Origin of the sequence: Enterococcus sp. MSG3290, from assembly GCF_050555565.1 — a bacterium.
Classification (GTDB): Bacteria; Bacillota; Bacilli; order Lactobacillales; family Enterococcaceae; genus Enterococcus_B; species Enterococcus_B faecium.
The window spans coordinates 1,222,160-1,246,359 of the sequence record NZ_CP187862.1 but is presented as its reverse complement, the minus strand read 5'-3'; the positions used below and the strand labels follow the sequence as shown (position 1 = coordinate 1,246,359).

Below are 24,200 nucleotides of genomic sequence, written 5' to 3'. Positions count from 1 at the left end.
AGTCAACTATCGTTTTTTCTCTCGAGTAATATTACTTTTCTAACTTGAATAAATCGTCTAATGCATTTGAGAATGTTGTTATTTCAAAATCTGGAAATTTCTTTTTAAATTTATCAGAATTAAACTTGTTGTCATAATGATATCTAGGTAATAACTCTTTTAGCTCTTGCATATTTTTATTGAATATAGAGCCAAGATCAAACATCCATTGTTTGATCACTTTATATTTTACCGGTTTGTGCAATTTTTCTTCCATCAACTTTATCATCTCTTCATATGTTCGACTTACATCACAAGGTAGATGCCAGGTTTGGTTATAAGTGTCAGGCTGATTTGCTAAAAGCGCCATGGCTTTACTAGCATCAGGTGTCCATATTAAGGTCCTTAATGTTTGATCAGAAATTGGTAACCAAGCAGTCTTATCATTTTTCACTCGGTTAAACAATAAACTGTTTGTAATACTTTGCGTCTTATTAGGTCCATAAAATTCAGGAGCGCGACAAATCATCACATCGATGTCAGGATTCTCCATTTCAGTCACTAGCCGGTCTGCCATTTTAGCTCGAACAGTGGATTTGATACCATCATAAATAAATTTGCTATCCTCAAATTGTTCCGTGTCATTTTTTTCGTACATATAAGTATTATCGAAAAAAACTAATTTCGCCTTTGTTTCTTTACAAGCCTGTATGACGTTTTCTAACATGATTTCAAATTTTGTTTTCCACTGTTCGGAGTCCATCGGTAATCCTGCAGCAAAATAAACAATCTCACTTCCTGCTACAGCGCAAATAGTTGCCTCACGATCTAAAATATCCGCTGAGATTAGTTCGTCTGTATCGTTGATTGATTTCGGATTTCGACTAACTAAGCGAAGCTGTTTCCCGTAAGTTTGATTAAGTTCTTTTGCTAACTCGTATCCAATTTGGCCATTACTGCCAATAACTGTTTGCATTTAGATAACCTCCTTGATGAATGTTCGTGCTAGTTCTCTTGTTGAATACGGATTTTGTCCAGTAATCAGATGTCCATCCTTTACCACATGACTCTTAAAGAAACGCTTCTTGATAAAATATCCTTTTCTCCTTACAGTCATCTCTTCATTATCAAAAGGAACTACTTTGCTTTTCATCGCCAATAATTCCTCCGTTTTAGTAAAACCAGTCAATTTTTTATTTGCTATTAAATAGTCATTATTAGCAAGTCTGATATTAAATAAACCTGCTATACCATGGCACACAGATAACACATATCCATTTGATTCATAAATATCACTAGCTATTTTTTGTAATGCACTATTCTCGGGAAAATCCCACATGACACCATGCCCACCAGTAAAGTAAATAGCAGTATAATCTTTGCTCTTTACGTTTGCAGGAGACAACGTATTCCTCAAACCTTTTTCAATAAAAGCTTTATTAGAATAAAGGTCTATTACATCAGAATCTAGATTTCTCATACTTCGAGGGTCAATCGGTACATAACCACCTAACGGACTGACAAAATCAGCTTCAAATTGATATTTATAGATTTCTGCTAAAAATTCTACTGTTTCTCCTAGCCAAAGCCCAGTAGCTTTATTTGTTCCTTTGTATTGATTGACATTTGTTTCAACTATCAGAATTTTCTTCACTGTTTTTTAGCTCCTCTATTTCGTCTATTACGTCAGACAAAAAATCTCTTAGTTTATATATATTTTTATTTTCGTGTTTTAAATAGTAAAAATTTTTTGTTCCTTCTTCTCTGACCTCTAATAAATCGGCGTCTTTTAAAATTTTCAAGTGGTGCGATACTGCTGGTCTTGATAAACCTGTATCGTCAGTTAGTTCTCCTACTTGCAAACCATGACAGCTTTTTTCATTTAATAATCTAATCAAAATCAATTGTCTTTTTCTGTCACCTAAAGCTGCTAAAAAATCACTTAATGATTCTAGTTCTGTTTTTAAGCGATCGTGTCCATTCATTGTGATCTACCTCTTTCGTTTATTAGTTTAAACCATTAAACCATTTTTAATAAAATATGTAAATTCCTTTGCTCAAAAAAGTAGCTTCTTTACGATTCGACAATTTCAGATAAAGCAGGTAAAAACTGGCTGTCAGAAAATAGCCAAACTGAAGCAAAAAATAATGTTAAAATTAATTAATGAACGAAAAAAATCCCTCACCTAATATTACGGTGAGGAATTTTTTCTACCGACATAAACAAAAAAACCACCTCATATGAGGCGGTAAACGTTCAACATTATTTTACGATATTTACTGCTTGAGGACCACGTTGTCCTTCTTCAATATCATAAGTAACTGCTTGGCCTTCATCTAAAGACTTAAAGCCTTCTCCTTGGATTGCTGAAAAATGAGCGAATACGTCATTTCCATCTTCACCAGTGATGAAACCAAAACCTTTATCTGAGTTAAACCATTTTACTGTACCGTTATTCATATATATTTCCTCCTGATACGTATATAATACGTGTTTTATTGCAATTAATATTACTTGGTAAAAGGAGTTTTTATAGTGTGAATATATCGCTCAGATTACGTTTCAAATTAGATTACTTATTTACTATAACACGGATGTAATGCTAACACAAGGATAATCACTCGATATACGGCTTAAATATAAATAAAAAGATGTGAAATTTCAGAAAATCACAATAATTGATTAACCAACGCGAAAGACCTTCAATGAATGATCTCTCTATCAATTAATCGAGTAATATCTAGTTTCTTTTTGTTCTTCGTTAACTACTTCCGTTTTTAAACAAAATGTTTGCAGTGTGGTTATATTAGCAATACTATTTTTCGCAACTTTATATGTTTCTTCTTCAGAAACTCCGTATTCTTTTTTTAATTTTGCTTTCGCTGCAGTTAGTTCGTGTTTTCTTAATTTTGTTAATTTGAGGTATCTGTGATTCATTCGAAACTATTCTTCTTATTATTTGGTTATTAGTTGGCTATTAGGTGATAAAATGCTATTATCCTAATTGATATAAGACTATATGGGAGATGATACTGTGGTCACATTTAGTATGCTTTTATTTTGGATTCCAGTCTGTATTGGTGTCATCTCTTTCTTTTACTTCACTAAACGTTCTAGAAAAGCGATTATATTAGTGCTTTCTTTTTTACCATCTGCGTTTTTTATAATAAAAATAATAAAACATACATTTTATCAATCGCTTTCAGCATTAAATTTTTACGTAGTAGGGTTGTTTTTATCTCTTATTCTTTTTATCGTTGTTTTGCGATATCTTTATAAGAATTATTAATTTTTCTGCTTTTATAACTATAAATTTTCTCACTTGTTGTTTTTGTCTTTATACTAGTACTATCAATCGACATCCATCTGTTTCTCCTTAATTCTTGTTTCTATCGACTTATTATTAAGGTATTGACTATAAAATAAATAAGAGATACTCTTTTCTAAAAGTGATTGGAGGTAGAAACATGACACCTATCAACAAACTTAACACTGATATATTTTTGTACATCGGAATGATTCTTGTTATTCTTAATGCTATTTTTTTAGATTTCAATTTTTTTGTAAATATTTTAGGTCTTGCTCTTATCTTATTTTCTAGCAATATTATAAAATTAATTGGTAACCTTCTAAAAGACGATCACTAGTTGATTGTCTTTTTTTCTGAATGTCTATGTAACTAAAAAATATGAAAAGAATCTGTTTATCTTTTCCCCTAACGGTAGTCGCTAGACTTTAAGTGCCTTATTTTCTCTTTTTTTACTCATTTAAATAAAATTCTGATTTATCTTGTTGTGGATCAATTCATAATACGCCTTACTAGAAACCGCTGTGCTTATCTTAGCTTTATTATTTTACAAATCTTACACGATCAAACTGCAAAAACGACCATTTATTGTAATCTGTGTTTGATTTGTTTTATCAAATTTTTCATTTGAATAATTAGCTGCCTCTTCATTCTTCTCCTGCATAATGACCTCAATCTTCTCTTCAGCAAAAAAATAGCTAGAAACAGAAGTATCATGTATAATTAAATTAAAATTAAAATAATTAGAGAAGGTGAAGTTATGGATGAATTTCAAATGATAAAAAGCACTCTTGCATCTATAAAAGAATATGTATCAATGAGAAGTAGCTTTCCTAATGAAAGTGATAGAAACAACGTTATAAGGAATTTTAATATTCAGTTTATAGGAAAAGAACGTAAAAAAGTTATTTCTATAGAGATTGCTAATTATTTAAAATTAGAAAATAGGATATTTAACAAATATATTGAAGAAGTTGCCAATGAACTCCACATCAAATTAGAAGGACTCCATAAGGTAAATTCTGTTACTTCGGAAGCTGATGCGTATTATATTTATCTTTGACAATAAGCAATTGATATATTTTAAGTAAACATAACTTTGATGTTTATAAATTGATAGACAGCAACGGAAATAGTAAAAACAAGGATGTGAATTTCAACTCTTCCTAATTGTTCTTACTATTTTTCAACCGTTGCTGTCTATCGCATTTCATCATTCTTTCAATCCGAATTAATTAGGGTACTTTATCGGCATATCTAGTATTTAACCATCAATACCATGACTACTATCGTAAAATCCGTCTTTTATTTTTATTCCGTTCCCTCCCATTGACGATCATTATCTAATATAGAAATCCAAACTTACGAATAGCTTCACTCGCATTAACAATACGTCGATTTGCCATTTTATATACTTCTTCTTCAGAAACTTTGTTGTGACTTCTCCCCTTAGTCTCATTTCTTTCTCATAATAAATAAATAGTGATAAAATAAATATATTGGGAAAGAGAAAAAATAAAGGGGATATAACTTTGTTATTTATTAGTAAAATCTTATTCTGGGTTACTTGTGCATATAAAATTATTGTTCTAAGTTGTTTGAAAATATGGCGTAAAAAAGATTGTTTATTGATCGTCTCATTCCTCCCATTTATCTATTTCATGATCAAGATTTGGGATGATTCAGATTCTGATCCCCTTTTTTTATCCAATTATTTAGTTGGGTTAGTGTTTTCGATAGTATTTTTTATTTGTATATTAATTTATCTGAATACAAAAAATTAACTTTTCCAGCTCTTGTAGCTGGCTTCTTTTGTTTCTAGCCTAATTATTTTTCTAAAAAGTTATTTGAATAAATACTCTTTTTGAGAGATCTTAGCCAAACCATTTTTTAAATAGCTAGGGATTCTGCGTTAACTTAAACGGCATAACTCAGTTTATACATGTATTCTTTTGATTAATCCAAAGTTGTTTCCAACTCATCCACTGATTCCAAGGTATCCAAGGCATTATTTGATGTACACCTATTCTCATGTGACAAATAAGATAAAAACTGAAACGATAGATATCATGGAGAATTTAAGAAAAAATTCTTGAATTTTACCAAAAAAAGCCACCGGTAACAATCCGGTGGCAAACCCAAAAGAAATCCAGGCTCGAGTTGGTCATTCTAGATTAGTTACTACTATGGATGCTTACGCACATGTAACCAAAAAATGAAAAATGAAGCTGTTGATATTTTCGCCCAACGTCTGAAAAGATCTTTGATTTAAAATGCAAAAAATTCGCCCAAGTAAAAACTTGGGCGAACATAGGGCGAATATTTTTGAATTTCACAAATTTTGAAAGCTAAGAAACTCCTAAATTCCTTGCTACTTCTTACTTTCTTCCTCATCCATTTTCAGAACGGCCATGAAGGCTTCTTGCGGAACTTCGACGGAGCCGATTTGTTTCATCCGCTTCTTCCCTTCTTTTTGTTTCTCTAAGAGTTTACGTTTACGAGAAACATCTCCACCATAACATTTAGCCAAGACGTTTTTACGCAAGGCCTTGATGTCTGAACGGGCAACGATTTTTTGTCCAATAGCTGCTTGGATTGGCACCTCAAATTGTTGGCGTGGGATTAGTTTTTTCAGTTTTTCAACGATTGCTTTTCCACGTTCATAGGCAAAGTCTCGGTGAACGATAAAGCTTAATGCATCGACTTTTTCTCCATTCAGCAAGATGTCCATCTTCACTAACTTGCTTTTTTGATAACCAGACATTTCATAATCCAATGAGGCATAGCCTTTCGTGCTTGATTTCAATTTGTCGAAAAAGTCAAAGACAATTTCAGAAAGCGGAATATTATAGACGACATTTACTCGGTAATCATCTAAATAATCCATCGTAATGAATTCTCCCCGTTTTCGTTGAGAAAGTTCCATTACTGCACCGACAAAATCATTTGGGACCATGATCTGTGCTTTGACGAATGGTTCTTCTACATCCTGGATCGTTACAGGTTCAGGAAAATCTGCCGGGTTATCTACTGTAGCAGTCGTACCATCCGTTTTATTAACATGGTAAATAACGGATGGTGCAGTCGTGATCAATTCTAGATTGAATTCCCGTTCCAAGCGTTCTTGGACGACATCCATATGAAGAAGTCCGAGGAATCCACAGCGGAACCCAAAACCTAATGCTTGAGAGGTTTCTGGTTCGAATTGTAAAGCAGCATCATTCAATTGCAGTTTTTCTAAAGCTTCCCGCAAATCGTTGTAACGAGAAGTATCAATTGGATAAAGACCACAATAAACCATCGGATTCATTTTTCGGTAACCTGGTAAAGCTTCAGCAGCAGGATTGTCTGCTAACGTTACTGTATCCCCTACTCGTGTATCTTGGACAGTTTTGATACTTGCTGTGATATAACCGACATCACCGACCATCAAAAAGTCTCTAGCAACTGCTTTTGGCGAGAAGACCCCGACCTCTGTAACATCAAATGTTTTTCCATTACTCATCAGTTTGATTTTGTCTCCGGGTTTGACCATACCGTCCGTGATTCGGACATTTAGAACAACACCGCGGTAACTATCATAAATAGAGTCAAAGATCAAAGCTTTTAGCGGTGCATCTAAGTCTCCACTTGGTGCAGGAACATATTCCACGATCTGCTCGAGAATATCTTCAATCCCAATCCCTGATTTGGCACTAGCTAATACAGCTTCACTAGCATCAATTCCGATTACGTCTTCGATTTCTTGACGGACACGTTCGGGATCTGCTGCGGGTAGGTCGATTTTATTGATGACTGGCAGGATCTCCAAATCATTGTCTAAGGCCAAATAAACATTGGCCAATGTTTGGGCTTCGATTCCTTGTGCTGCATCGACCACTAAAACGGCACCCTCACAGGCAGCAAGGCTTCGAGAGACTTCATAGGTGAAGTCGACGTGCCCTGGGGTGTCAATCAAGTGAAAGATATATGTTTCTCCATTTTTCGCTGTGTAATTGAGTTCTACAGCATTTAATTTAATCGTGATTCCACGTTCACGTTCCAAATCCATCGAGTCTAACAGCTGATCTTGCATTTCGCGAGACGTCACAGTGTGCGTCATTTCTAAAATACGATCGGCCAATGTAGATTTCCCATGGTCGATATGAGCGATGATCGAAAAATTACGAATCTGCTCTTGGCGTTCTTTCATTTTCTTTATATCCATAGCGTCTCCTCTTTTCATATAATCAGCACTTTCCATTATACCAACGAAAAGCAGTAATTTAAAGAGTTTTTAATTAGTCAGCTATAGAAGTTTTTTTTGTAGAATTTTGCTATACTGTTATCAAGCTAATAAATGGAGATGAAAAAATGGATCAAAAAGATTTTAGAGAAAATCTTGAATTAAAACCGGTCACTCAAGAACATATCGATCAATTCAATGAATTACTTTCCTATGTGTTCCAAGTGACTGAAGCAGATATCGAGGAAAGCGGGTTTGAGAATAAACGAGCTTTTATCCGTTCCAAAAAACCGATTTTGGAAGTATCGAAAGTGTTCGGATGGTTCCACGAAAATAAACTGATCTCTCAAATCGCTATCTATCCTTGTGAAGTCAATATTCACGGTGCACGTTATAAAATGGGTGGTGTGACTGGAGTTGGAACTTATCCAGAATATGCTAACCATGGATTGATGCAAGATCTAATTATCGTTGCATTGGATAATATGCGCAAGAATAAGCAATGGATCTCTTATTTGTATCCTTACAGTATCCCCTACTATCGGCGTAAAGGATGGGAAATCATGTCTGATAAACTTTCCTTTAAAATCAGAGATACACAGCTACCTAAACAAATCCCAGTAAGTGGTATGGTTGAGCGATTACCAGTTGATCATCCAGACGTATTTTCCGTTTATGACAAATTTGCCCAACAAAACCATGGTGCTTTATTCCGCAGTGATTTTCATTGGGAAGAGTATTGGCGTTTCGAAAATGAAGATGAGCGCACAGCCGCTGTCTACTACGATAGCAACCATGAACCAAGAGGTGTTCTATTCTACTGGGTAGCTGAAGAAATATTTCACGTAAAAGAAATGTTCTATCTTGATCAAGAAGCTCGAAATGGCTTATGGAACTTTATTTCCGCACATTTTTCCATGATCTACTGGGTACATGGAGATATTTATAAAAATGAGCCTTTAGCATTTTTGATTGAAGATAGTCAGATCAAAGAGCAGATCGAACCATATTTTATGGCTCGGATCGTTGATGTAAAAGAATTCCTTCAACGGTTTCCGTTTGTTGGAACAGCTGATGCTTTTCATTTCATCATTGAAGATCCTGTCGCTCCTTGGAATAATGGTGTCTTCGCTTTAACATGGGATGAACAGGGACAAGTCCGTGTCTTAAATGAACCTATAGGAAAATCCGTTCGACTGGATATCCAAACATTGACTTGCTTGATGATGAATTATCGCCGTGCTTCTTATTTGGCAAGAATCGAACGGTTAGAAACAGATGAAGAAACACTGAAGTCACTAGAGCGTATCATTCCAAACATGGAAGCTTACTTTAGCGATTATTTTTGATAAAAAGGATGATGTTTAGATGAAAATTTATTTTGCCGCACCAATGTTTGCTAAAAGTGATTTGTTATATAACCAACAGTTAGTTAAAGAAATCAGAGAGCTCTCTTCTGAGCTTTCGATCTATCTTCCTCAAGAAAATGAAGCAATCAATGACAAAACTGCTTATGCAGACAGTCGAATGATTGCTCTTGCTGACACAGAAAAAGTGTTGGCTAGTGATTTAATGATTGCTTTACTAGATGGGCTGACGATCGATGCCGGGGTAGCATCGGAAATCGGTGTGGCTTATGCGAAAGGCATCCCAGTGATCGGCTTATATACTGATACTCGACAGCAAGGCGGAACCCACCCGAAAAAAATCGCTGCGCTACAAGAAACAGCTGAAAATCAATTTCACTATCTGAACTTATATACAGTAGGACTGATCAAATTGAACGGAAAAGTGGTTTCTTCAGAGACTGAGTTGCTTTCAGAAGTAAAAAGATTTTTAGATGGAGGGACTTTCAGTGATTAAAGAAATCAAAAAGGTTCAAATAGCTTTACTTGCTTTTGGTGTATTCGTTGTCTGCTATAATTTTTATGAATTTATCACCCAAAAGTATTCGACTTCTCAAGGAATCACATTTATCGTGGAATCTTTATTAGGGATTGCATTGATTTTCATGCCACAAGTCATTTTGACAGTTTTCAAACTTAAAATTCCAGCAGCAATCGTTTTGTTTTACTGGTTCTTCTTATTCATCTCTGTCTTTTTAGGTACAGGGATGCATTTGATCAGTATCATCTCTTTTTGGGACAAAATCTTACATGCGGTGAGTCCAATGGTCCTGACAGCTCTTGGCTATGGATTGATTGGTTACTTGATGAAAGATGCTGAGATATCAAAAACCAGTCCTTGGTTGTTCCTCTTATTCGGCTTTGCGTTTGCTGGACTTTGCGGCGTGTTTTGGGAGTTCTGGGAATTCTTATGCGACCAGTTCTTAGGCATGAATCTTCAACGTTTTGCTGCTTCTGATGGCACACTGTTTGTCGGACGAGCAGCATTGATGGATACGATGGGCGACTTGCTGACAAATACGATAGGTGCTGCCTTAATGGGATTGTTTGCATGGTCTCAAAGTAAAAAAGATGAGCGTTACTTTGAAAGTTATAAATTAGAAAAAGTGAAAAATACCTAATAAAAGAGGTTGTGACAGAAGCGGGCAGCTTCAAGAAATTTCGACTTATTTTTCGAAGAAGCTACTTCTGGAATTTATTCGGAAAAAGGGGGTGTGACACTAGTTGTGTCACACCCCCTTTTTCTTTCATAGTCTCAATGGAAGATTAGACGATTTCTTCTAGCTCTTCTGTTTTGAAATGAAGTTGTCCATCAAGTAAAGTAATCGTTACTTTTGATTTAGGCATAACATGTCCTGCAACGATTTCTTTAGCTAGTGGTGTTTCTACTTCCTTAGTGATAAATCGTTTCAATGGTCTTGCACCATATGCTGGTTCATAAGCATTTTCAGCAATCCACGTTTTGGCTTCATCACTGATTGTCAGCAGGATTTCTTGATGTTCCAGACGTTGTGCCAATTGCGCCACCATTTTGTCAACGATTCCTTTCACGTTGTCTAGGCTCAATGGTGTAAATAAAATCGTGTCGTCGATTCGGTTCAAGAATTCTGGTTTGAAGTTTCCACGTAATAGCGTGTTGACTTGTTCAGCCACTGCTTCTGGAATCGTTCCATCAGCAGTCACACCTTCCAACAGTAACTGTGAACCGATATTGCTAGTCATGATTAGAACCGTATTTTTGAAATCTACTACTCGCCCTTTTGAATCAGTCAAGCGTCCGTCATCTAGGACTTGTAACAAGATATTGAAGACATCCGGATGCGCTTTTTCGATTTCATCCAACAAGACGATTGTATAAGGATTTCGTCTGACAGCTTCCGTTAATTGACCACCTTCTTCGTAACCTACATAGCCTGGAGGAGCTCCGACTAGACGAGACACAGCATGTTTTTCCATATATTCACTCATATCGATCCGTACCATATGATCTTCTGAGTCAAACAAGTTCTCAGCTAACGCTTTCGCTAATTCGGTTTTTCCGACACCAGTTGGTCCTAGGAAAAGGAAAGAACCTAGAGGACGATTTGGGTCTTGCAATCCAGCCCGTGAACGAATTACCGCGTCACTGACCGCATCAACTGCTTCATCTTGACCAATCACTCGTTTGTGAAGTGTTTCATTCAATTTAATCAGTTTTTCTCGTTCACCTTCTACAAGTTTCGTTACGGGGATACCCGTTAATCTGCCAACGACTTGAGCAATCTCATTTTCGGTAACGGACTCTTGAACCATCTTAATCTCGCTGTCTTTTGCTTTAGCTTCTAATTCCTTCAATTCTTTTTCTAATTGAGGTATCGTACCATGACGCAATACAGCAGCGCGTTCTAAATCATAGTTATTTTCTGCATCTTCTAATTCGTGTTTTGCTTTATCGATTTCAGCACGTTTTGCTGAAACAGAATTGACTTCTTCTTTTTCTGTTTCCCACTGCATCTTCATCGCATTTGCTTCTTCACGAAGTTCAGCTAATTCTTCTTGCAAATTTTTCAAGCGTTTTTTACTTGCATCATCTGATTCTTTTTTCAGTGCAGCTTCTTCGATTTCCAACTGCATCAAACGTCTAGTAACTTGATCTAATTCCGTTGGCATAGAGTTCATTTCTACCCGAATCGTTGCACTGGCTTCATCGATCAAATCGATTGCTTTGTCCGGTAAGAACCGATCAGTAATATAACGGTCAGATAAAGTAGCTGCTGCTACTAATGCGTTGTCATGGATGTTAACACCATGGTGGATCTCAAAACGTTCTTTTAATCCACGCAGAATACTGATCGTATCTTCCACTGTTGGTTCTTTGACTAATACCTTTTGAAAGCGACGTTCCAACGCTTTGTCTTTTTCCATATATTGACGGTACTCATCTAAAGTTGTGGCACCGATCAAATGTAATTCACCGCGAGCAAGCATTGGTTTCAACAGATTTCCGGCATCCATACTTCCTTCTGTTTTTCCTGCCCCTACGATATTGTGGATTTCATCGATGAACAAGAGGATACGTCCATCACTTTTTTTGACTTCTTTCAAGACTGCTTTTAGTCTTTCTTCAAATTCACCACGGAATTTTGCTCCAGCGATCAATGCACCCATATCTAATGAAAAAATCGTTTTATCTTTTAAATTTTCAGGCACATCTTTGCGTACGATACGTTGAGCAAGCCCTTCAACGATTGCCGTTTTCCCTACACCGGGTTCTCCTATCAGAACAGGATTATTTTTTGTTTTTCGTGAAAGAATACGGATGACATCACGGATTTCTTCATCACGACCGATGATTGGATCCATTTTTCCGCTTTTGACTTGCTGTACTAAATCAACGCCGTATTTTTCTAATGCTTTGTATTGTTCTTCTTGGTTTTGTGAGGTCACTCTTTCTCCTCCTCTCATCTCTTCGATGTTTTTACGCAATTCTTTTTCAGATAATCCGTTTTTATTCAAATAAACAGTTAACGGATAATTTTTTAATTTCATCAACGCTAAAATAACGACTTCCGTTGAAAGAAACTCGTCGCCGAAGCTTTCACGTATTTGGTCTGCTTCATTCAATAATCGAAAGAAATTCTGGCTGAGGTTTTGTCCATATTGGACGTTTCCACCAGAAACAACTGGATACTCATCCAGTAGACGATCAATTTCATGTTCAAAAGATTCGACATCCAATCCGGCATCCGTATAGAAATTTCGACCAAAATGATTAGGTTGTAAAAAGATTTTCCATACATGGGCAATGTCGATATCTTGATGTTTTCGAGTGACCGCAATCTGTTGAGCTTCAGCAATCGCTTCTTGAAGCGTCGTAGTCATTTTCTCAATATTCATACAGGTATACCCTCCTAATTAAAGGTAAGATCACTTATTTCTTTGATCTTTACAAAAACTATTATATCGCTTTGGTCAATTTTGGTCAAAATATACACATAGTTTTTTGACTTTTTTTCTCGACTTATATAAATCTTAAAAAACAAAATTGATTGTATGTATATAAAAAAAAGAGCCAAACAAACGTAAAATTATCTTATCCATAACGTTTTTCTTTGATTTGATAAAAAGGGTAGATCTTATAAAAGACCTACCCTTGATTTTCTTTATTCTCTTTTTTTACTTCTATTATTTCTTCTTTGATCACTCTTCGCCGTTCAGCAATCACATACACAAATCCATAGAGAAATGGCAAGATAAAGGAACTGAAACGATACAGTAAAAGCGAAGAAACTGCGTCAACTGTTCCAACAACTGGTCTGAATAATAACAAATAGACAAATTCAAAGGAACCAATACCAGCAGGCGTAGGAATAACCCCTGAAAGCACTACTGCAAAGCTGATAAACGAAATGGTCAGTAGAAAATCTATTTTAGGATGGTTTTCAATCAGAATCAAATAAGGAAGTACATACCAAAATACAAGTTTTAACATATTCCATAGATAAATCCGCAATAGCGCAGTCCTGTCTTGGATAATGGTTTGGACCGTTTCCCTTAAAGAGTAGATCTGCTGATTGCATGTATCCACCCATTTCCGCAAACGCTCACTTTTAAATAACTTATTCGATAAGCTGACAAAAAATATTTGAACATTCAAGCTGACGGACATCGCCAATAAAAAGGCAACAATCACGATCGTCAAAAGGATACCAGCGATGATAAACCAGATCATTGATGGACCATTAGAATAAAAAAGAGAGAATTGGATGACCAAGCCAGCTAATGCATAAGTGATCACTGCCAGTTTGTACATAATCATATGGAGTGCTGTCACCCCTGCTCCCTGGGATAGCTTCATTCCTTTTTTGTTATAAAAATAAATCTCCGAGATCAGCGTTCCTGTACCAAACGAAACGATTCGGTAAAACGCAATATAGCTAGAGGTCAAGAACCCATCTTTCGTTGTAAAATTCGGCGCGAAAGGTTCAGCAATTTCTTTGATTGAGCGCCCTTCAGCGATTTGGTAAACTGTCCCTAATATAACAGCCGCTGCCAAAACAACAACACTGGTAGACAGCAATTCGGCAAAGATATCTGCAAATGATTGATTGATTAAATAATAAATAATGGCAAAAATCACAATCAGCAAAAGCAGATTCAGAATGATTTTAGTTTTCGTTCCTTTAGACGACATCTCCTGCTCCTTAATGGAAAAAATAAATGAGAATCAAATCAACAAGTACACCTGCAGCGAATCCTATAGTAAACTTCTTTTTCCGAGTTTTATGATGGAAAACTTTTCGAGAGATCAATCCTCCCAAACCACCGCCTAACAGGCTGACAAATATCAAATTATTCTCAGGAACACGCCAGCCGCTAGTTCTAGCCTGATGTTTATCATACCCCATCAGACAAAATAAGTAAAAATTCACAATGAAAAGGTAAAACCACAAAGGATTGTGTAACAATACATCCATTACTCTTCTTCCAACTTTCTGTTAACTACTATTTCTAAGCTTTTTCTTCTTTCTTTGGTGAATAAACTGTTAATCCTTTTGATACAACAGATAATTCAACTGGAAGATCATCTGTCGTGTCTCCATCCGTTCGAGTGCCCACAGATTTTTCCTGCGCTTGGATTTTCATGCGTTTGGCTGTGAAATAAGTAATGCCGGGGATCGTATAGAATTTGCCTCTCATGATTCTAGGCAAATAAAAAATAAATCGGAAAATATCTAAGGAAGGTACGATCGTTACATGAAATTTTCCATCATCTGGGGTCGCTGAGTCGTCAAAATTTGTAAAACCGCCCACGGAGTTAGACATCGTGACTGTCAACAGTTGGGATTTTCCTTTCCAATGCTCCTCGTCTGTTTCTAAATCCAAATGATACTTTTTCTTCTTCAGCAATAACTTAAAAAACTTCTTGATAAAGATCCACGAGCCGTAACGCTGTTTTTCTTCTTGACTGATCCAAACTGCTGTATCTGCTAAGATACCGATTGTCAGTGTAGAGATAATGACTTCATCATTGACTTGACCATAGTCTATTTTCCGTACATTGCCTTCCAGGATCACGTCAGCAGCTTCTTCTTTTTTGAGTGGAATCTCAAGAACACGTGCAAGGTTGTTGACAGTTCCACCTGGAAGTAATCCGACATGGTATTGAGATAATGTTTTTTGGAACGCTTGGACGATATGATGAATCGTGCCGTCTCCACCTATAATTACTAAAGTATCAGCTTCTATGGCTTCTGCTTTCTTGACTAATTCCGCATCATCAATCGATGGGCCAGTTTCAGCTAGTTCTACATATAATTCTGGCTGCTTTTCTTTTACATAATCTTGAAACCAGCGTGCTAATTTCTCACCCTCATCTTTCCCTGAACTTTTGTTATAAAAAACTAGCAGCTTTTCCATTCTTTACCTCCTATTTACTCTTCAAAAAAGAGGGCGGGACAACCAATTCCATTGTCCTGCCCTTTAGCCTTAGACAGATGACATTCCATCATTGGGACGAACGCCTTGTCATAAGCTGTTCTTTTTCGATTTTAACTCTTTGTGTTCAATTCTGCAATTTTTACAATCACGTCTGTTGCTTTTTCCATTACTTGTAAAGAAACAAATTCGAATCGTCCGTGCATATTTTCTCCTCCGGCAAATAGATTTGGCGTCGGAATACCCATGTAAGAGATTTTTGAACCATCTGTTCCTCCACGAACTGGTTCGATCACTGGAGAGATACCAAGCTCGATCATTGCTTGTTTCGCTAATTCCACGATGCTCATATCTTTTTCAATGATTTCTTTCATGTTGTAATATTGATCATACATATCTACTTTGATTCGTTCTTGATCAAATCGCTGATTCAACTCTTCTTGGATATGTGTGATTTGTGCTTTGCGTGCTTCGAATTTTTCACGATCATGATCGCGAATGATATAACTCATAGAAGCTTCTTCAGGATTCCCATCCAATGCCATCAAATGGAAGAAACCTTCGTATCCTTCCGTTTTTTCTGGAACTTCATCGGCTGGAAGCTGATTATGAAAATCGATTGCTAACTGTAGAGCATTGATCATTGTATCTTTTGCCGTCCCTGGATGTACATTTTTCCCTTGGATCGTAATATTTGCTTGAGCAGCACTAAACGTTTCATACTGCAACTCACCTAAAGGACCACCATCGACTGTATAAGCAAAATCTACATCGAATTGCTCAACATCGAATTTATCCGCTCCGACACCGATTTCTTCATCAGGACCAAAAGCCACTTTGATGGTACCGTGAGGGATAGAAGGATCATTGATCAAGATCTCCATTGCAGTCATGATTTCCGCAATCCCTGATTTGTCATCTGCTCCCAGTAATGTACTGCCATCTGTTGTGATCAATGTGTGGCCTTCATAATTTTTCAAATTTGGAAAATCTTTTGTATTCAATGTATAGCGTTCTTCCGCATCTAGTACGATCGTAGACTCGCCATCATAGTTTTCAATGATTTGTGGATTGACTCCTACTGCATTAAAATCTGCTGTATCCATGTGGGAAATAAATCCAATGGAACGCACTTCATGATCAACATTGCTTGGTAATGTTCCCATAACGAATCCGTTATCTTCATTATAGAAAACATCAGCTAAGCCTAACTCTTCTAATTCTTTTTTCAATTCTTGCGCAAAAGCAACTTGTGTCTGAGTCGATGGAGTCGTTTTGCTTGTTGCATCGGAGCGTGTTTCTGTTTTGACATATCGTAAAAAACGTGGCAAAAGATTTTCGTACATAGTATTCTCTCCTTTTAATTAAATTGAAATGGGTTTGTATTTGTTTCAGAAACGAAAAAGTTAATATCCCAATTTTCTTCTTGTTTCCAAGATTCAAATTTCTCGATAAATCGTTGCTTGCATAACGATTCAATATAATGACCGGGATCAATTGCAATCAACCCAGCGCTTTGCATATCATGAGCCGTATGATAATAGATATCTCCCGTGATATAGACATCTGCTCTTTGGGCGATTGCTTGCGGATAAAATTTTTCACCGCTTCCACCGCAAATCGCAATGCGCTTCACAGAGGATTTTGCATTTTTTGGCTGGACTATTCTCAGTCCATCTAGTTGGAACGCTTCTTTTACTTGTTCTACAAATGCCTCTATAGAAATTTCTTGCGGCAATTCACCTACTCGTCCTAACCCAAACATTTCGACTGGTTCATCTATAGCGAAAAGATCATAAGCAGGTTCCTCATAAGGATGAGCTGACCGCATGGCTTGAATCACTTGTTTTTCGATAGTTTCCGGCAAAATAACCTCAACTTTTGCCTCTTGAACTTGTTCTGTCTTCCCTACTTTCCCAATCGCTGGTTGTGCACCAGCTTCCGGAGTAAATCGACCGTGTCCAATCGAGGTAAAACTTGTACCGGTATAATCACCTTGTGTACCAGCACCAGCTGCAGCTAATACTTCACGCATTTTCTGTGCATGATCCACAGGTACATAAACGGCCAGTTTTTTATAATGAATCTCATGAGTCTTTACTAAATAACTCTCCACTTCAATACCGAGAAGTTCACAAAACCAGTCATTCAGTCCATCCCAAATAATATCCATGTTCGTGTGTGCTGCATAGACGGCAATATCATGTTTCAACAAATCTGCATACATTTTTTCTTGTGGCTGATCAGTAACCAGCCGTTTTACAGGACGAAAGATTGGAGGATGTTTAGCAATCAGCAAATCGATTTTTTTCTTGATTGCTTCTTCGACCACTTCTGGACGAACGTCTAATGTCATCATTACTCGTTGGATTGGCTTATCCAATGTTCCGATATGCAGTCCGACTGGGTCTCCTTCTTCAGCTAGCCACTGAGGACAATAGCTTTCAAACTTTTGGATGAAGGTGCGTCCGCTGATTGTCATGTCTTTAAAACCTCCTCAATCATTTGGATTTCCTGCTCGATTTGTTTTTGACGTGCCTCTTGATTAGCTGCTTGTTTGAGCTGTTCACGGATAGCTTTTCTTTGTTGAAGCTCTCTTGTCCATTTTGATTTGAAGATCTCACTTTTCTCTTCAAGCAGAAATGGCCCGAACATCAGCTCCATTTCATTGTAAGTAACTGGTTTTTGTTCTTTTTCGGCTACAATGATTTCATATATTTTTTTATTTTCTTCAAGTATTTTTTCTGATTGGATTTTATACTGATTTTCTTGCAGCCAAGATCGTAATGTACGCTCTCCGATGTTTGGCTGAAGGATCAAACGTTCTTGTCCGCTTAAGCGTTGATTCAACTTGCCAGCTTCTAGGATATCTCGGATCAGTGAACCTCCCATACCCGCAATCGTGACAGCTGTAATACCATCTTGTGGCTGGATAGCATCTAGACCATTTGCAAGGCGTACGGTGATACGGTCTTCTAATCCATCTTTTTTGACTTGCTTACGTGCTGATTCATAAGGACCTTGAACGACTTCACCAGCAACTGCATATTCGATTTTTCCTCTTAATATCAATGCAACGGGTAAGTAAGCGTGATCTGATCCAATGTCTGCTAAACGAGCGGATTCAGGGACAAAGTCACCCACTGCGGCTAAGCGCTGAGATAAATCTAAATGGTTCATAGCTTCACTCCTTCTAGATAATTATAGCATTTTCCAAATAAAATAAGGAGACTAGGAATAAAAAAATTCCCATATCTCCTTAAAAAATATACCTTTTCGTTCTATAAAACAACATTTTCTTATTTTTGAAAAAATGTTGTTGGTTATTTGTTCAATGAAACATCAATAATCGAATCTCCAGGAACTTGCGGTGGGATAGACATCGTCATGATCGGCATCTCAACTAATGTAAATTGGACTTTGTCACCGATTTTCAATTCATTTATGTCCACGCTTATTTTTTCAGCAGTAGCATTTAAGATCACTCCGTCATTGCTGAATGACGTTCCCATATTCGCTGGATCTTCTTTGGCCATGACATCGACGAGTTTCAACTGAAGCGTTTCTTCTTCTTCTTCTACTTGAGTGATACTTTCAATCGTTCCGACAAATATGCTTTGTCCCTCCGTTTTCGTACTGCTTGTTTTTACTGTTTGACCCGCATCAATCGAATCAACAGAACCTGTGTTGCTATCTGCGCTACCGCAGCCTGCTAAAAGAAAAAATAGACCAACTACAGATATACTAGAAAAAATAGCCCTCATAAAAAATCCTCCGTTTAAGTTTCTGCATTACTTGTTGCGGTGATTGTCTCCGGTCATTTCTGTCCATATAATGATTCGCTGACCTGCTTTTACTACTAGGTCAAATGTCAGTTGGACTTGTCAACTGTTCAACCATTGCGTCGGTTGCGACCAGTCATTTCGATTTCTTTTGTCAAATAACGTATGCGTTCCATTATCCGTTTCGCTTTTAGCGGCTCTTCATCTCCACGTTGAGTGACGGACAAATGCTGTTCCAATTCATCCATTGTAAAATTCGATGAGAAGAAGGTTGGTAACTGTTCCTGCATCCGATATTGAAGGATAACACCGAATACTTCGTCTCGTATCCAACTACTCATCGCATCTGCACCAATATCATCGATCATCAAAATAGGTGAACGTTTCACTGCATCTAACTTTTCTGCCACTTGATCTTTTCCGATTGCCTGTTTCATCTCAACGGCAAATGTCGGAAAATGGACTAGCGTCGTGGTGAATCCAGCAATCGCTAATTCTCTCGCTGTTGCTCCTAATAAATATGTTTTTCCAATACCAAAACTTCCTACTAGATACAGTCCTTTATGATACCCTTTTGGATCAGCAGTATATTTCTCTACAAAATCTAGGGCTTCTAAGCTCGCATATCCTCGTCCATCTGTACGTTCAAAGTTTTCAAAAGAAGCCGATTGAATATCTTTTGGCATATCCATTGCTTTTACTCGGCTTCTGATTTCTTCTTGTCTTTGCCGTGCTAACAATGCTTCCGTTGGTACATAAGTGACATCCACATAATGAAAATTCAACGTCAGCTTCGGCTCATAGCCGGGAGCGATCATCGTTGGATCGTTTTTTTGATATTTACGCTTTTCTTGCACGAATTCATACAATTTAGCGTAACTTTTTTCAATATCCGCTTGTGTCAATTCTTCTTGGTGTGCGCTTAGAAAAGCTTGAACATCCGCATCATTTAAGACTTCAGCGATCATTTCAGCATACTTTTCTTGATAATTGCGTTTGCTGATGATCCTCTTCAATTCTTTGCCTACGTCTTCCATTAGATGTCACCCTCCTTTTTTGCCAGGTATTCTTTAAAACGGCGGTCAATCTCTGCTTTTTTCTCGCTGCTGATCTGTTTTTCATCTTTTGGCTGATTGACCCAATCAGGAAGCTTTTCCCGCCGAACATTTCGCTTGCCGTTTGGATAATTTGTTTGCTTCTTTTGTTTTGATTGTTTTGCTTGATTGCTTATTTGCCGAATATGCTGAATTGCTTCTTCTGCTGTGGCGATTTTCTTTTGTGCCCATTCATTTGCCACTGTATTTACATAACTGGCATTTAAGCTAGCATTATTCTTGATCACTAGTACATAATTCAGCAAAACATTGATCACGCTACTGGAAAGACCTGATTGAGAAACAAGATCTTGCAGTAACCAGTTTTCTTGTTTAGAAACATATCCGCCTTTTTCTGACTTGATTGCTTCCAGATATTTCATCGGTGGAATGCTCTGTGCTTCTTTTATCAGCTGAAGCGCTGCGTTTGTCAAATGTTCGTTTGACGAGGGTTCATTACTGTTTTCAGAAACCGCAACTGTTTCTTTTGTTTGCTTCACCGGACGTCTCTGCATTGCCAAAATGGCTTTTTGCAGTTCTTTTTCAGATACTTTTTGTTCACTAAAGTCATAAGATTGACTGATCAGTTCGCCAAGTGTCAATTCATCGAAACCGTAAAGCTGATGATACATGTCGACTTGTTTGATGATTGGATCATCAAGACTTGCAATATGTTTTTTTGCCAGCCAATCATTCAAAAACTGCCAATCGAATGTCGAATCTGCTTCAAGTAATGCTACTGATTCAGATTCTTCAAAAGATTTATTCAGTGATTCGATGTTTTCTTGATTAGCAGCGTACACTGCTTCATTGAAGCGATAAACATCTAAAAATTTTTTTGTGATTTTTTGATATCCCTCTGCTGTATGCCTTTTAGGTTCAAACAATTTGGTAAGCTTCTGGAATCGTCGTTCACCAACTTTTTCCAGAAGAAGAAAAGCCAGAACAGAGTCTTTGAAAAATGCTTTAGGAATGAGTGGTTCTAACAGCTCATAAATAAAACGAGGTCCCAGATCACTATCTTCTTTAAAATAAACATCCAGTAAGCCGATTCCTTCTAGCTTTTTTCTTGCATCATAAAATTGCGGGATACCACAGCCTAGACTACTAAGCAGATCTGCATGCATCCCTTCAGGACCTTTGCCAGATTCTTGAGAGATTTCTGATAACAGGGTGAAATAGATACTCAAGGCTTCTCCGCCGATTAGTGGCTGATAAAGATACAGCAAGGCGTTCTTGCTGTCTTCTCTCAGCGGAGCCGCTTTTCTTCCTTGGTAAATATTTTTTGGTTGAAGCTCTTTCCAAGCATTTTCCAAGGAAATGCCTCCTTTTTGTTTCTTAATTGTTTTCTTTATTGTTCTCTTTATTATTTTCTTTTGCTTTATCCACGATATCTTGCAATTCTTTTAAGAAAACAGACATATCTTTGAACTGGCGATAAACACTTGCAAAACGAATATAAGCGATTTCGTCTAAATCAACTAAATCTTCCATCACATATTCACCAATTAGATTCGTCGATACTTCGTTTTCTCCGAGACTGCGTACGCGGTTTTCGACATGGTTGACGATTTGTTCCATTTGTTCCATAGCTACAGGTCTTTTTTCTGCTGAACGGATGAGTCCTCTTAAAATTTTATCGCGATTGAACTCTTCGCGTTCCCCGTTTTTCTTGATTACTAATAACGGAGCAGCTTCAATTCGTTCAAATGTAGTGAATCGGAACGAACAATTCTCACATTCGCGACGGCGACGGATCGCACGTCCATCATCTGCTTGACGGCTGTCGATTACTCGTGAATTATTATGTTGACATCTGGGACATCTCATTTTGTCTCACCTCTTGCATCGCATTTTTATATAAAGGGTGTGTCTTTCTTTACAACTAGTTGTATTATAACACGAAACAAATCACAAACGCGACTGTCCTACCCAAAAAACACGGATATAAGAACAATTTTTTCTACTTTCATGCGTAATTGTGTCCCCTGTCCTTACCAAATTTCAATTTTCCAATACTGATCACCTTGATTACTGAGAAATAACTTACACAAAAGCTGATTTAGTCATCTAGCACAAAAAACTTGAAGCAGATGAACACCTTCTCATCTGCTTCAAGTCACATCTCGATTTTTTACTATTTTATAACTTCTCTTCGATTCCTGTATAGTGTTTCATTCGCTGTTCCTCGATTTTTTGCTCATCAGGAATGTGGTCACTTTCTGGGAGCGGTGTTTTACTACGATCAGGTGTCGGATTTTTTCGTTCTTGAGTCAAATCTTGCCGCTTCGCTTCTTCTTCTGCCTGCTGGTCTTCTATTTCATCGATTCTTGCTTGGTACTGCTTTTCTTTTTCTTCTGCTGTTTCTGATTGCGTACGACCTTCATCGATTAGATTTTCTTTATTGAGTATCTCGCCGATTTTTTCTTTTGCGTTACCTACGACTTTATCCTTTTGATTTTTTAATGATCCCATCGCTATCCCTCACTTTCTATACTCAGGATAGCAAAATTGACACAGATACTCAAAGAAAGCGATTAGCAAAAAGCCAATTTTCGATTTGTCCCACAAGTTTTTCTTTTGTTCCATTGTTGTCGAACAAAATATCCGCACGCTGCTTTTTTTCTTCGATTGGAAGCTGACTACTAATTCTCTGCTGCGCTTGTTTTAGCGTCAGTTGATTACGTTTCATCAAACGCTGAAGCTGAGTTTCTGGCGTAGTATAAACGACAGCTACTGCATCCATATAGTGGTCATAATGACCTTCGTAGAGCAATGGGATATCTACAATTACTAAAGGCTGATTGGAACTTAGAGAGGCGATTTGATCTTTTATCGCTTTTCGGATAAACGGATCTAATAGCTGATCAAGTTTTTGCCGTTTTTCCTTTGATGGAAAAACAATCATCCCAAGTTTCCCTCGATCTAGCTGCCCATCAGACTGCAATACCTCTTGGCCAAACACTGACACAATTTTCCTCAGAGCAAGCGTTCCAGGCTCAACAGTTTCTCTGGCAATCACATCGCCATCGATCAAAGGAAATCCATGAGACTGAAAGACTTTGGCTGCCGTACTTTTACCGGTAGCTATTCCACCCGTCAAACCTAAAACAAATCCTACTTTGCGATTTTTAGCCTTTGACAATTCGGACAATAGTGCGTCCCCCTTTGTGCCACTTTTGTTTTCACGATCGGCGTTCCACAACGTATACATGGTTTGCCAGTTTGCTGATAGACATGCAGTGCTACTTGAAATCCGCCTGATTCTCCTAATGCATTCAAATAACTGCGAATCGTGGTACCTCCGGCTTCTATTGCACGATCCAAAACATCAATGATCGATAGACGTAATTGTTCTACCTCTTTGGGGCGCAGTGTGTTCGCCGGTTGTTCTGGATGGATCTTCGCTTCCCATAATGCTTCATCTACATAAATATTACCTAGACCAGTCACTAGACGTTGGTCTAGCAGCAATGGCTTGATTGCTTTGTGGGACTTTTTCAGTCCATTTGCGAAATCTGCTAATAAGAAGCTATCTGGCAAAGGCTCAGGTCCCAATTTCATGATTCCTCGGTAAGTTGCACTTGCTCCTTTTTCGACGATTGTCATACGACCAAATTTTCGTACATCGTTGTAGCGAAGTTGGCTTCCATCCTCAAAAAAGAAAAGTACATGCGTATGTTTATCGATTGGTGTATTTTCTTTCGTAAATTGATATTTTCCTTCCATTCGCAAGTGTGAGATCAGTTCATAATGATCGAGATGAAAAATTAAAAACTTCCCTCTACGTCCAATGGATTGGATGGTTTCGCCAACAAGAGAAGCCTCAAAGATGGGTGTCTCTGGTTGCTCGATGATCTTGGGCCACAAGACCTGAACTTTTTGAATCGTTTTTCCTACTACTAACCGTTCCAATCCTTTACGAACGGTTTCTACTTCTGGTAATTCTGGCATTTTTTCTTTTCACCTTCATTATATTGCTCTGTCTT

26 protein-coding genes are annotated in these 24,200 nt (G+C 37.4%); 6 read left to right on the top strand and 20 right to left on the bottom strand.

Annotated elements, in window-relative coordinates; translation table 11 throughout:
* Nucleotides 1-31: 31 nt before the first annotated feature.
* From IGL31_RS05885 to IGL31_RS05865, 5 genes are all read right to left on the bottom strand, one after another.
* On the bottom strand, nt 32-955 hold the full coding sequence (locus IGL31_RS05885) for an NAD-dependent epimerase/dehydratase family protein (protein WP_086300048.1): 924 nt from the start codon (nt 953-955) through the stop codon (nt 32-34).
* On the bottom strand, nt 956-1,633 hold the full coding sequence (locus tag IGL31_RS05880; RefSeq protein ID WP_086300047.1) for a type 1 glutamine amidotransferase domain-containing protein: 678 nt from the start codon (nt 1,631-1,633) through the stop codon (nt 956-958).
* Complete coding sequence (locus IGL31_RS05875) at nt 1,611-1,964, bottom strand: ArsR/SmtB family transcription factor (RefSeq protein ID WP_002324895.1); 354 nt, start codon at nt 1,962-1,964, stop codon at nt 1,611-1,613. The genes IGL31_RS05880 and IGL31_RS05875 overlap by 23 nt, the downstream gene beginning before the upstream one ends.
* 278 nt (nt 1,965-2,242) lie before the next feature.
* Nucleotides 2,243-2,440: a cold-shock protein gene (locus tag IGL31_RS05870; RefSeq protein ID WP_002293041.1), complete on the bottom strand. Its 198-nt coding sequence runs from the start codon at nt 2,438-2,440 to the stop codon at nt 2,243-2,245.
* 261 nt (nt 2,441-2,701) lie between these two features.
* Nucleotides 2,702-2,917, bottom strand: coding sequence for a hypothetical protein (locus tag IGL31_RS05865; protein ID WP_086300046.1), 216 nt, complete (start codon nt 2,915-2,917; stop codon nt 2,702-2,704).
* A 97-nt stretch (nt 2,918-3,014) separates the two neighbouring features.
* Here IGL31_RS05865 and IGL31_RS05860 point away from each other — a divergent pair, with 97 nt between their 5' ends.
* From IGL31_RS05860 to IGL31_RS05850, 3 genes are all read left to right on the top strand, one after another.
* Entirely contained in the window at nt 3,015-3,269 is a 255-nt protein-coding gene (locus IGL31_RS05860) for a hypothetical protein (RefSeq protein ID WP_002298667.1), read from the top strand.
* 178 nt (nt 3,270-3,447) lie between these two features.
* Nucleotides 3,448-3,627 carry a hypothetical protein gene (locus tag IGL31_RS05855; protein WP_086300045.1) on the top strand — a complete coding sequence of 60 codons (180 nt, stop codon included), beginning with the start codon at nt 3,448-3,450 and terminating at the stop codon, nt 3,625-3,627.
* Between the two features lie 420 nt (nt 3,628-4,047).
* Nucleotides 4,048-4,350, top strand: coding sequence for a hypothetical protein (locus tag IGL31_RS05850; protein ID WP_002324900.1), 303 nt, complete (start codon nt 4,048-4,050; stop codon nt 4,348-4,350).
* A gap of 1,308 nt (nt 4,351-5,658) precedes the next feature.
* On the opposite strand, the gene lepA is transcribed toward IGL31_RS05850, so the two are convergent.
* Entirely contained in the window at nt 5,659-7,494 is a 1,836-nt protein-coding gene (gene lepA, locus IGL31_RS05845) for a translation elongation factor 4 (RefSeq protein ID WP_002317740.1), read from the bottom strand.
* 146 nt (nt 7,495-7,640) lie between these two features.
* On the opposite strand from lepA, the gene IGL31_RS05840 reads away from it, so the two are divergent.
* Genes IGL31_RS05840 through IGL31_RS05830 form a run of 3 tightly spaced genes read left to right on the top strand, consistent with a single transcriptional unit; the run spans nt 7,641 to nt 10,039 of the window.
* Nucleotides 7,641-8,861, top strand: a complete 1,221-nt coding sequence (locus IGL31_RS05840) for a GNAT family N-acetyltransferase (RefSeq protein ID WP_002288353.1) — start codon at nt 7,641-7,643, stop codon at nt 8,859-8,861.
* Between the two features lie 19 nt (nt 8,862-8,880).
* On the top strand, nt 8,881-9,375 hold the full coding sequence (locus IGL31_RS05835; RefSeq protein ID WP_086300043.1) for a nucleoside 2-deoxyribosyltransferase: 495 nt from the start codon (nt 8,881-8,883) through the stop codon (nt 9,373-9,375).
* Nucleotides 9,353-10,039: a hypothetical protein gene (locus IGL31_RS05830; protein WP_002316308.1), complete on the top strand. Its 687-nt coding sequence runs from the start codon at nt 9,353-9,355 to the stop codon at nt 10,037-10,039. Before IGL31_RS05835 ends, IGL31_RS05830 begins: the two co-directional genes overlap by 23 nt.
* A 145-nt stretch (nt 10,040-10,184) precedes the next feature.
* Here the strand turns inward: IGL31_RS05830 and clpB are convergent, their stop codons facing one another.
* The 14 genes from clpB to mutM form a co-directional block, all read right to left on the bottom strand.
* A complete protein-coding gene (gene clpB, locus IGL31_RS05825) occupies nt 10,185-12,794 on the bottom strand; it encodes an ATP-dependent chaperone ClpB (protein WP_002301554.1) in 2,610 nt (869 codons plus the stop codon).
* 250 nt (nt 12,795-13,044) lie between these two features.
* The gene (locus IGL31_RS05820) at nt 13,045-14,091 is read right to left on the bottom strand and encodes a lysylphosphatidylglycerol synthase transmembrane domain-containing protein (RefSeq protein WP_002288347.1); all 1,047 of its coding nucleotides are present in this window, start codon (nt 14,089-14,091) and stop codon (nt 13,045-13,047) included.
* 10 nt (nt 14,092-14,101) lie between these two features.
* Nucleotides 14,102-14,374 carry a DUF1294 domain-containing protein gene (locus IGL31_RS05815; RefSeq protein WP_002288344.1) on the bottom strand — a complete coding sequence of 91 codons (273 nt, stop codon included), beginning with the start codon at nt 14,372-14,374 and terminating at the stop codon, nt 14,102-14,104.
* 34 nt (nt 14,375-14,408) lie between these two features.
* Nucleotides 14,409-15,317 carry a diacylglycerol/lipid kinase family protein gene (locus IGL31_RS05810; protein ID WP_002338327.1) on the bottom strand — a complete coding sequence of 303 codons (909 nt, stop codon included), beginning with the start codon at nt 15,315-15,317 and terminating at the stop codon, nt 14,409-14,411.
* Nucleotides 15,318-15,448: 131 nt separating this feature from the next.
* Nucleotides 15,449-16,681: a peptidase T gene (gene pepT / locus IGL31_RS05805; RefSeq protein WP_086300042.1), complete on the bottom strand. Its 1,233-nt coding sequence runs from the start codon at nt 16,679-16,681 to the stop codon at nt 15,449-15,451.
* Between the two features lie 14 nt (nt 16,682-16,695).
* Complete coding sequence (locus IGL31_RS05800; protein WP_002288338.1) at nt 16,696-17,817, bottom strand: Nif3-like dinuclear metal center hexameric protein; 1,122 nt, start codon at nt 17,815-17,817, stop codon at nt 16,696-16,698.
* Entirely contained in the window at nt 17,814-18,515 is a 702-nt protein-coding gene (locus IGL31_RS05795) for a tRNA (adenine(22)-N(1))-methyltransferase (protein ID WP_002317743.1), read from the bottom strand. Before IGL31_RS05795 ends, IGL31_RS05800 begins: the two co-directional genes overlap by 4 nt.
* A 143-nt stretch (nt 18,516-18,658) precedes the next feature.
* Nucleotides 18,659-19,099, bottom strand: a complete 441-nt coding sequence (locus IGL31_RS05790; RefSeq protein WP_010727635.1) for a hypothetical protein — start codon at nt 19,097-19,099, stop codon at nt 18,659-18,661.
* Between the two features lie 128 nt (nt 19,100-19,227).
* Nucleotides 19,228-20,154 (bottom strand): primosomal protein DnaI, encoded by a 927-nt coding sequence (gene dnaI / locus IGL31_RS05785; protein ID WP_002288331.1) that lies wholly within the window; start codon nt 20,152-20,154, stop codon nt 19,228-19,230.
* On the bottom strand, nt 20,154-21,527 hold the full coding sequence (locus tag IGL31_RS05780) for a replication initiation and membrane attachment family protein (protein WP_086300041.1): 1,374 nt from the start codon (nt 21,525-21,527) through the stop codon (nt 20,154-20,156). The genes dnaI and IGL31_RS05780 overlap by 1 nt, the downstream gene beginning before the upstream one ends.
* A 22-nt stretch (nt 21,528-21,549) precedes the next feature.
* On the bottom strand, nt 21,550-22,041 hold the full coding sequence (gene nrdR, locus IGL31_RS05775) for a transcriptional regulator NrdR (protein ID WP_002288327.1): 492 nt from the start codon (nt 22,039-22,041) through the stop codon (nt 21,550-21,552).
* 312 nt (nt 22,042-22,353) lie between these two features.
* Nucleotides 22,354-22,686 (bottom strand): hypothetical protein, encoded by a 333-nt coding sequence (locus tag IGL31_RS05770; RefSeq protein ID WP_002319136.1) that lies wholly within the window; start codon nt 22,684-22,686, stop codon nt 22,354-22,356.
* Between the two features lie 49 nt (nt 22,687-22,735).
* Nucleotides 22,736-23,365 carry a dephospho-CoA kinase gene (gene coaE / locus IGL31_RS05765; protein ID WP_086300040.1) on the bottom strand — a complete coding sequence of 210 codons (630 nt, stop codon included), beginning with the start codon at nt 23,363-23,365 and terminating at the stop codon, nt 22,736-22,738.
* Complete coding sequence (gene mutM / locus IGL31_RS05760; RefSeq protein WP_002300666.1) at nt 23,329-24,165, bottom strand: DNA-formamidopyrimidine glycosylase; 837 nt, start codon at nt 24,163-24,165, stop codon at nt 23,329-23,331. The genes coaE and mutM overlap by 37 nt, the downstream gene beginning before the upstream one ends.
* Between the last annotated feature and the right edge of the window lie 35 nt (nt 24,166-24,200).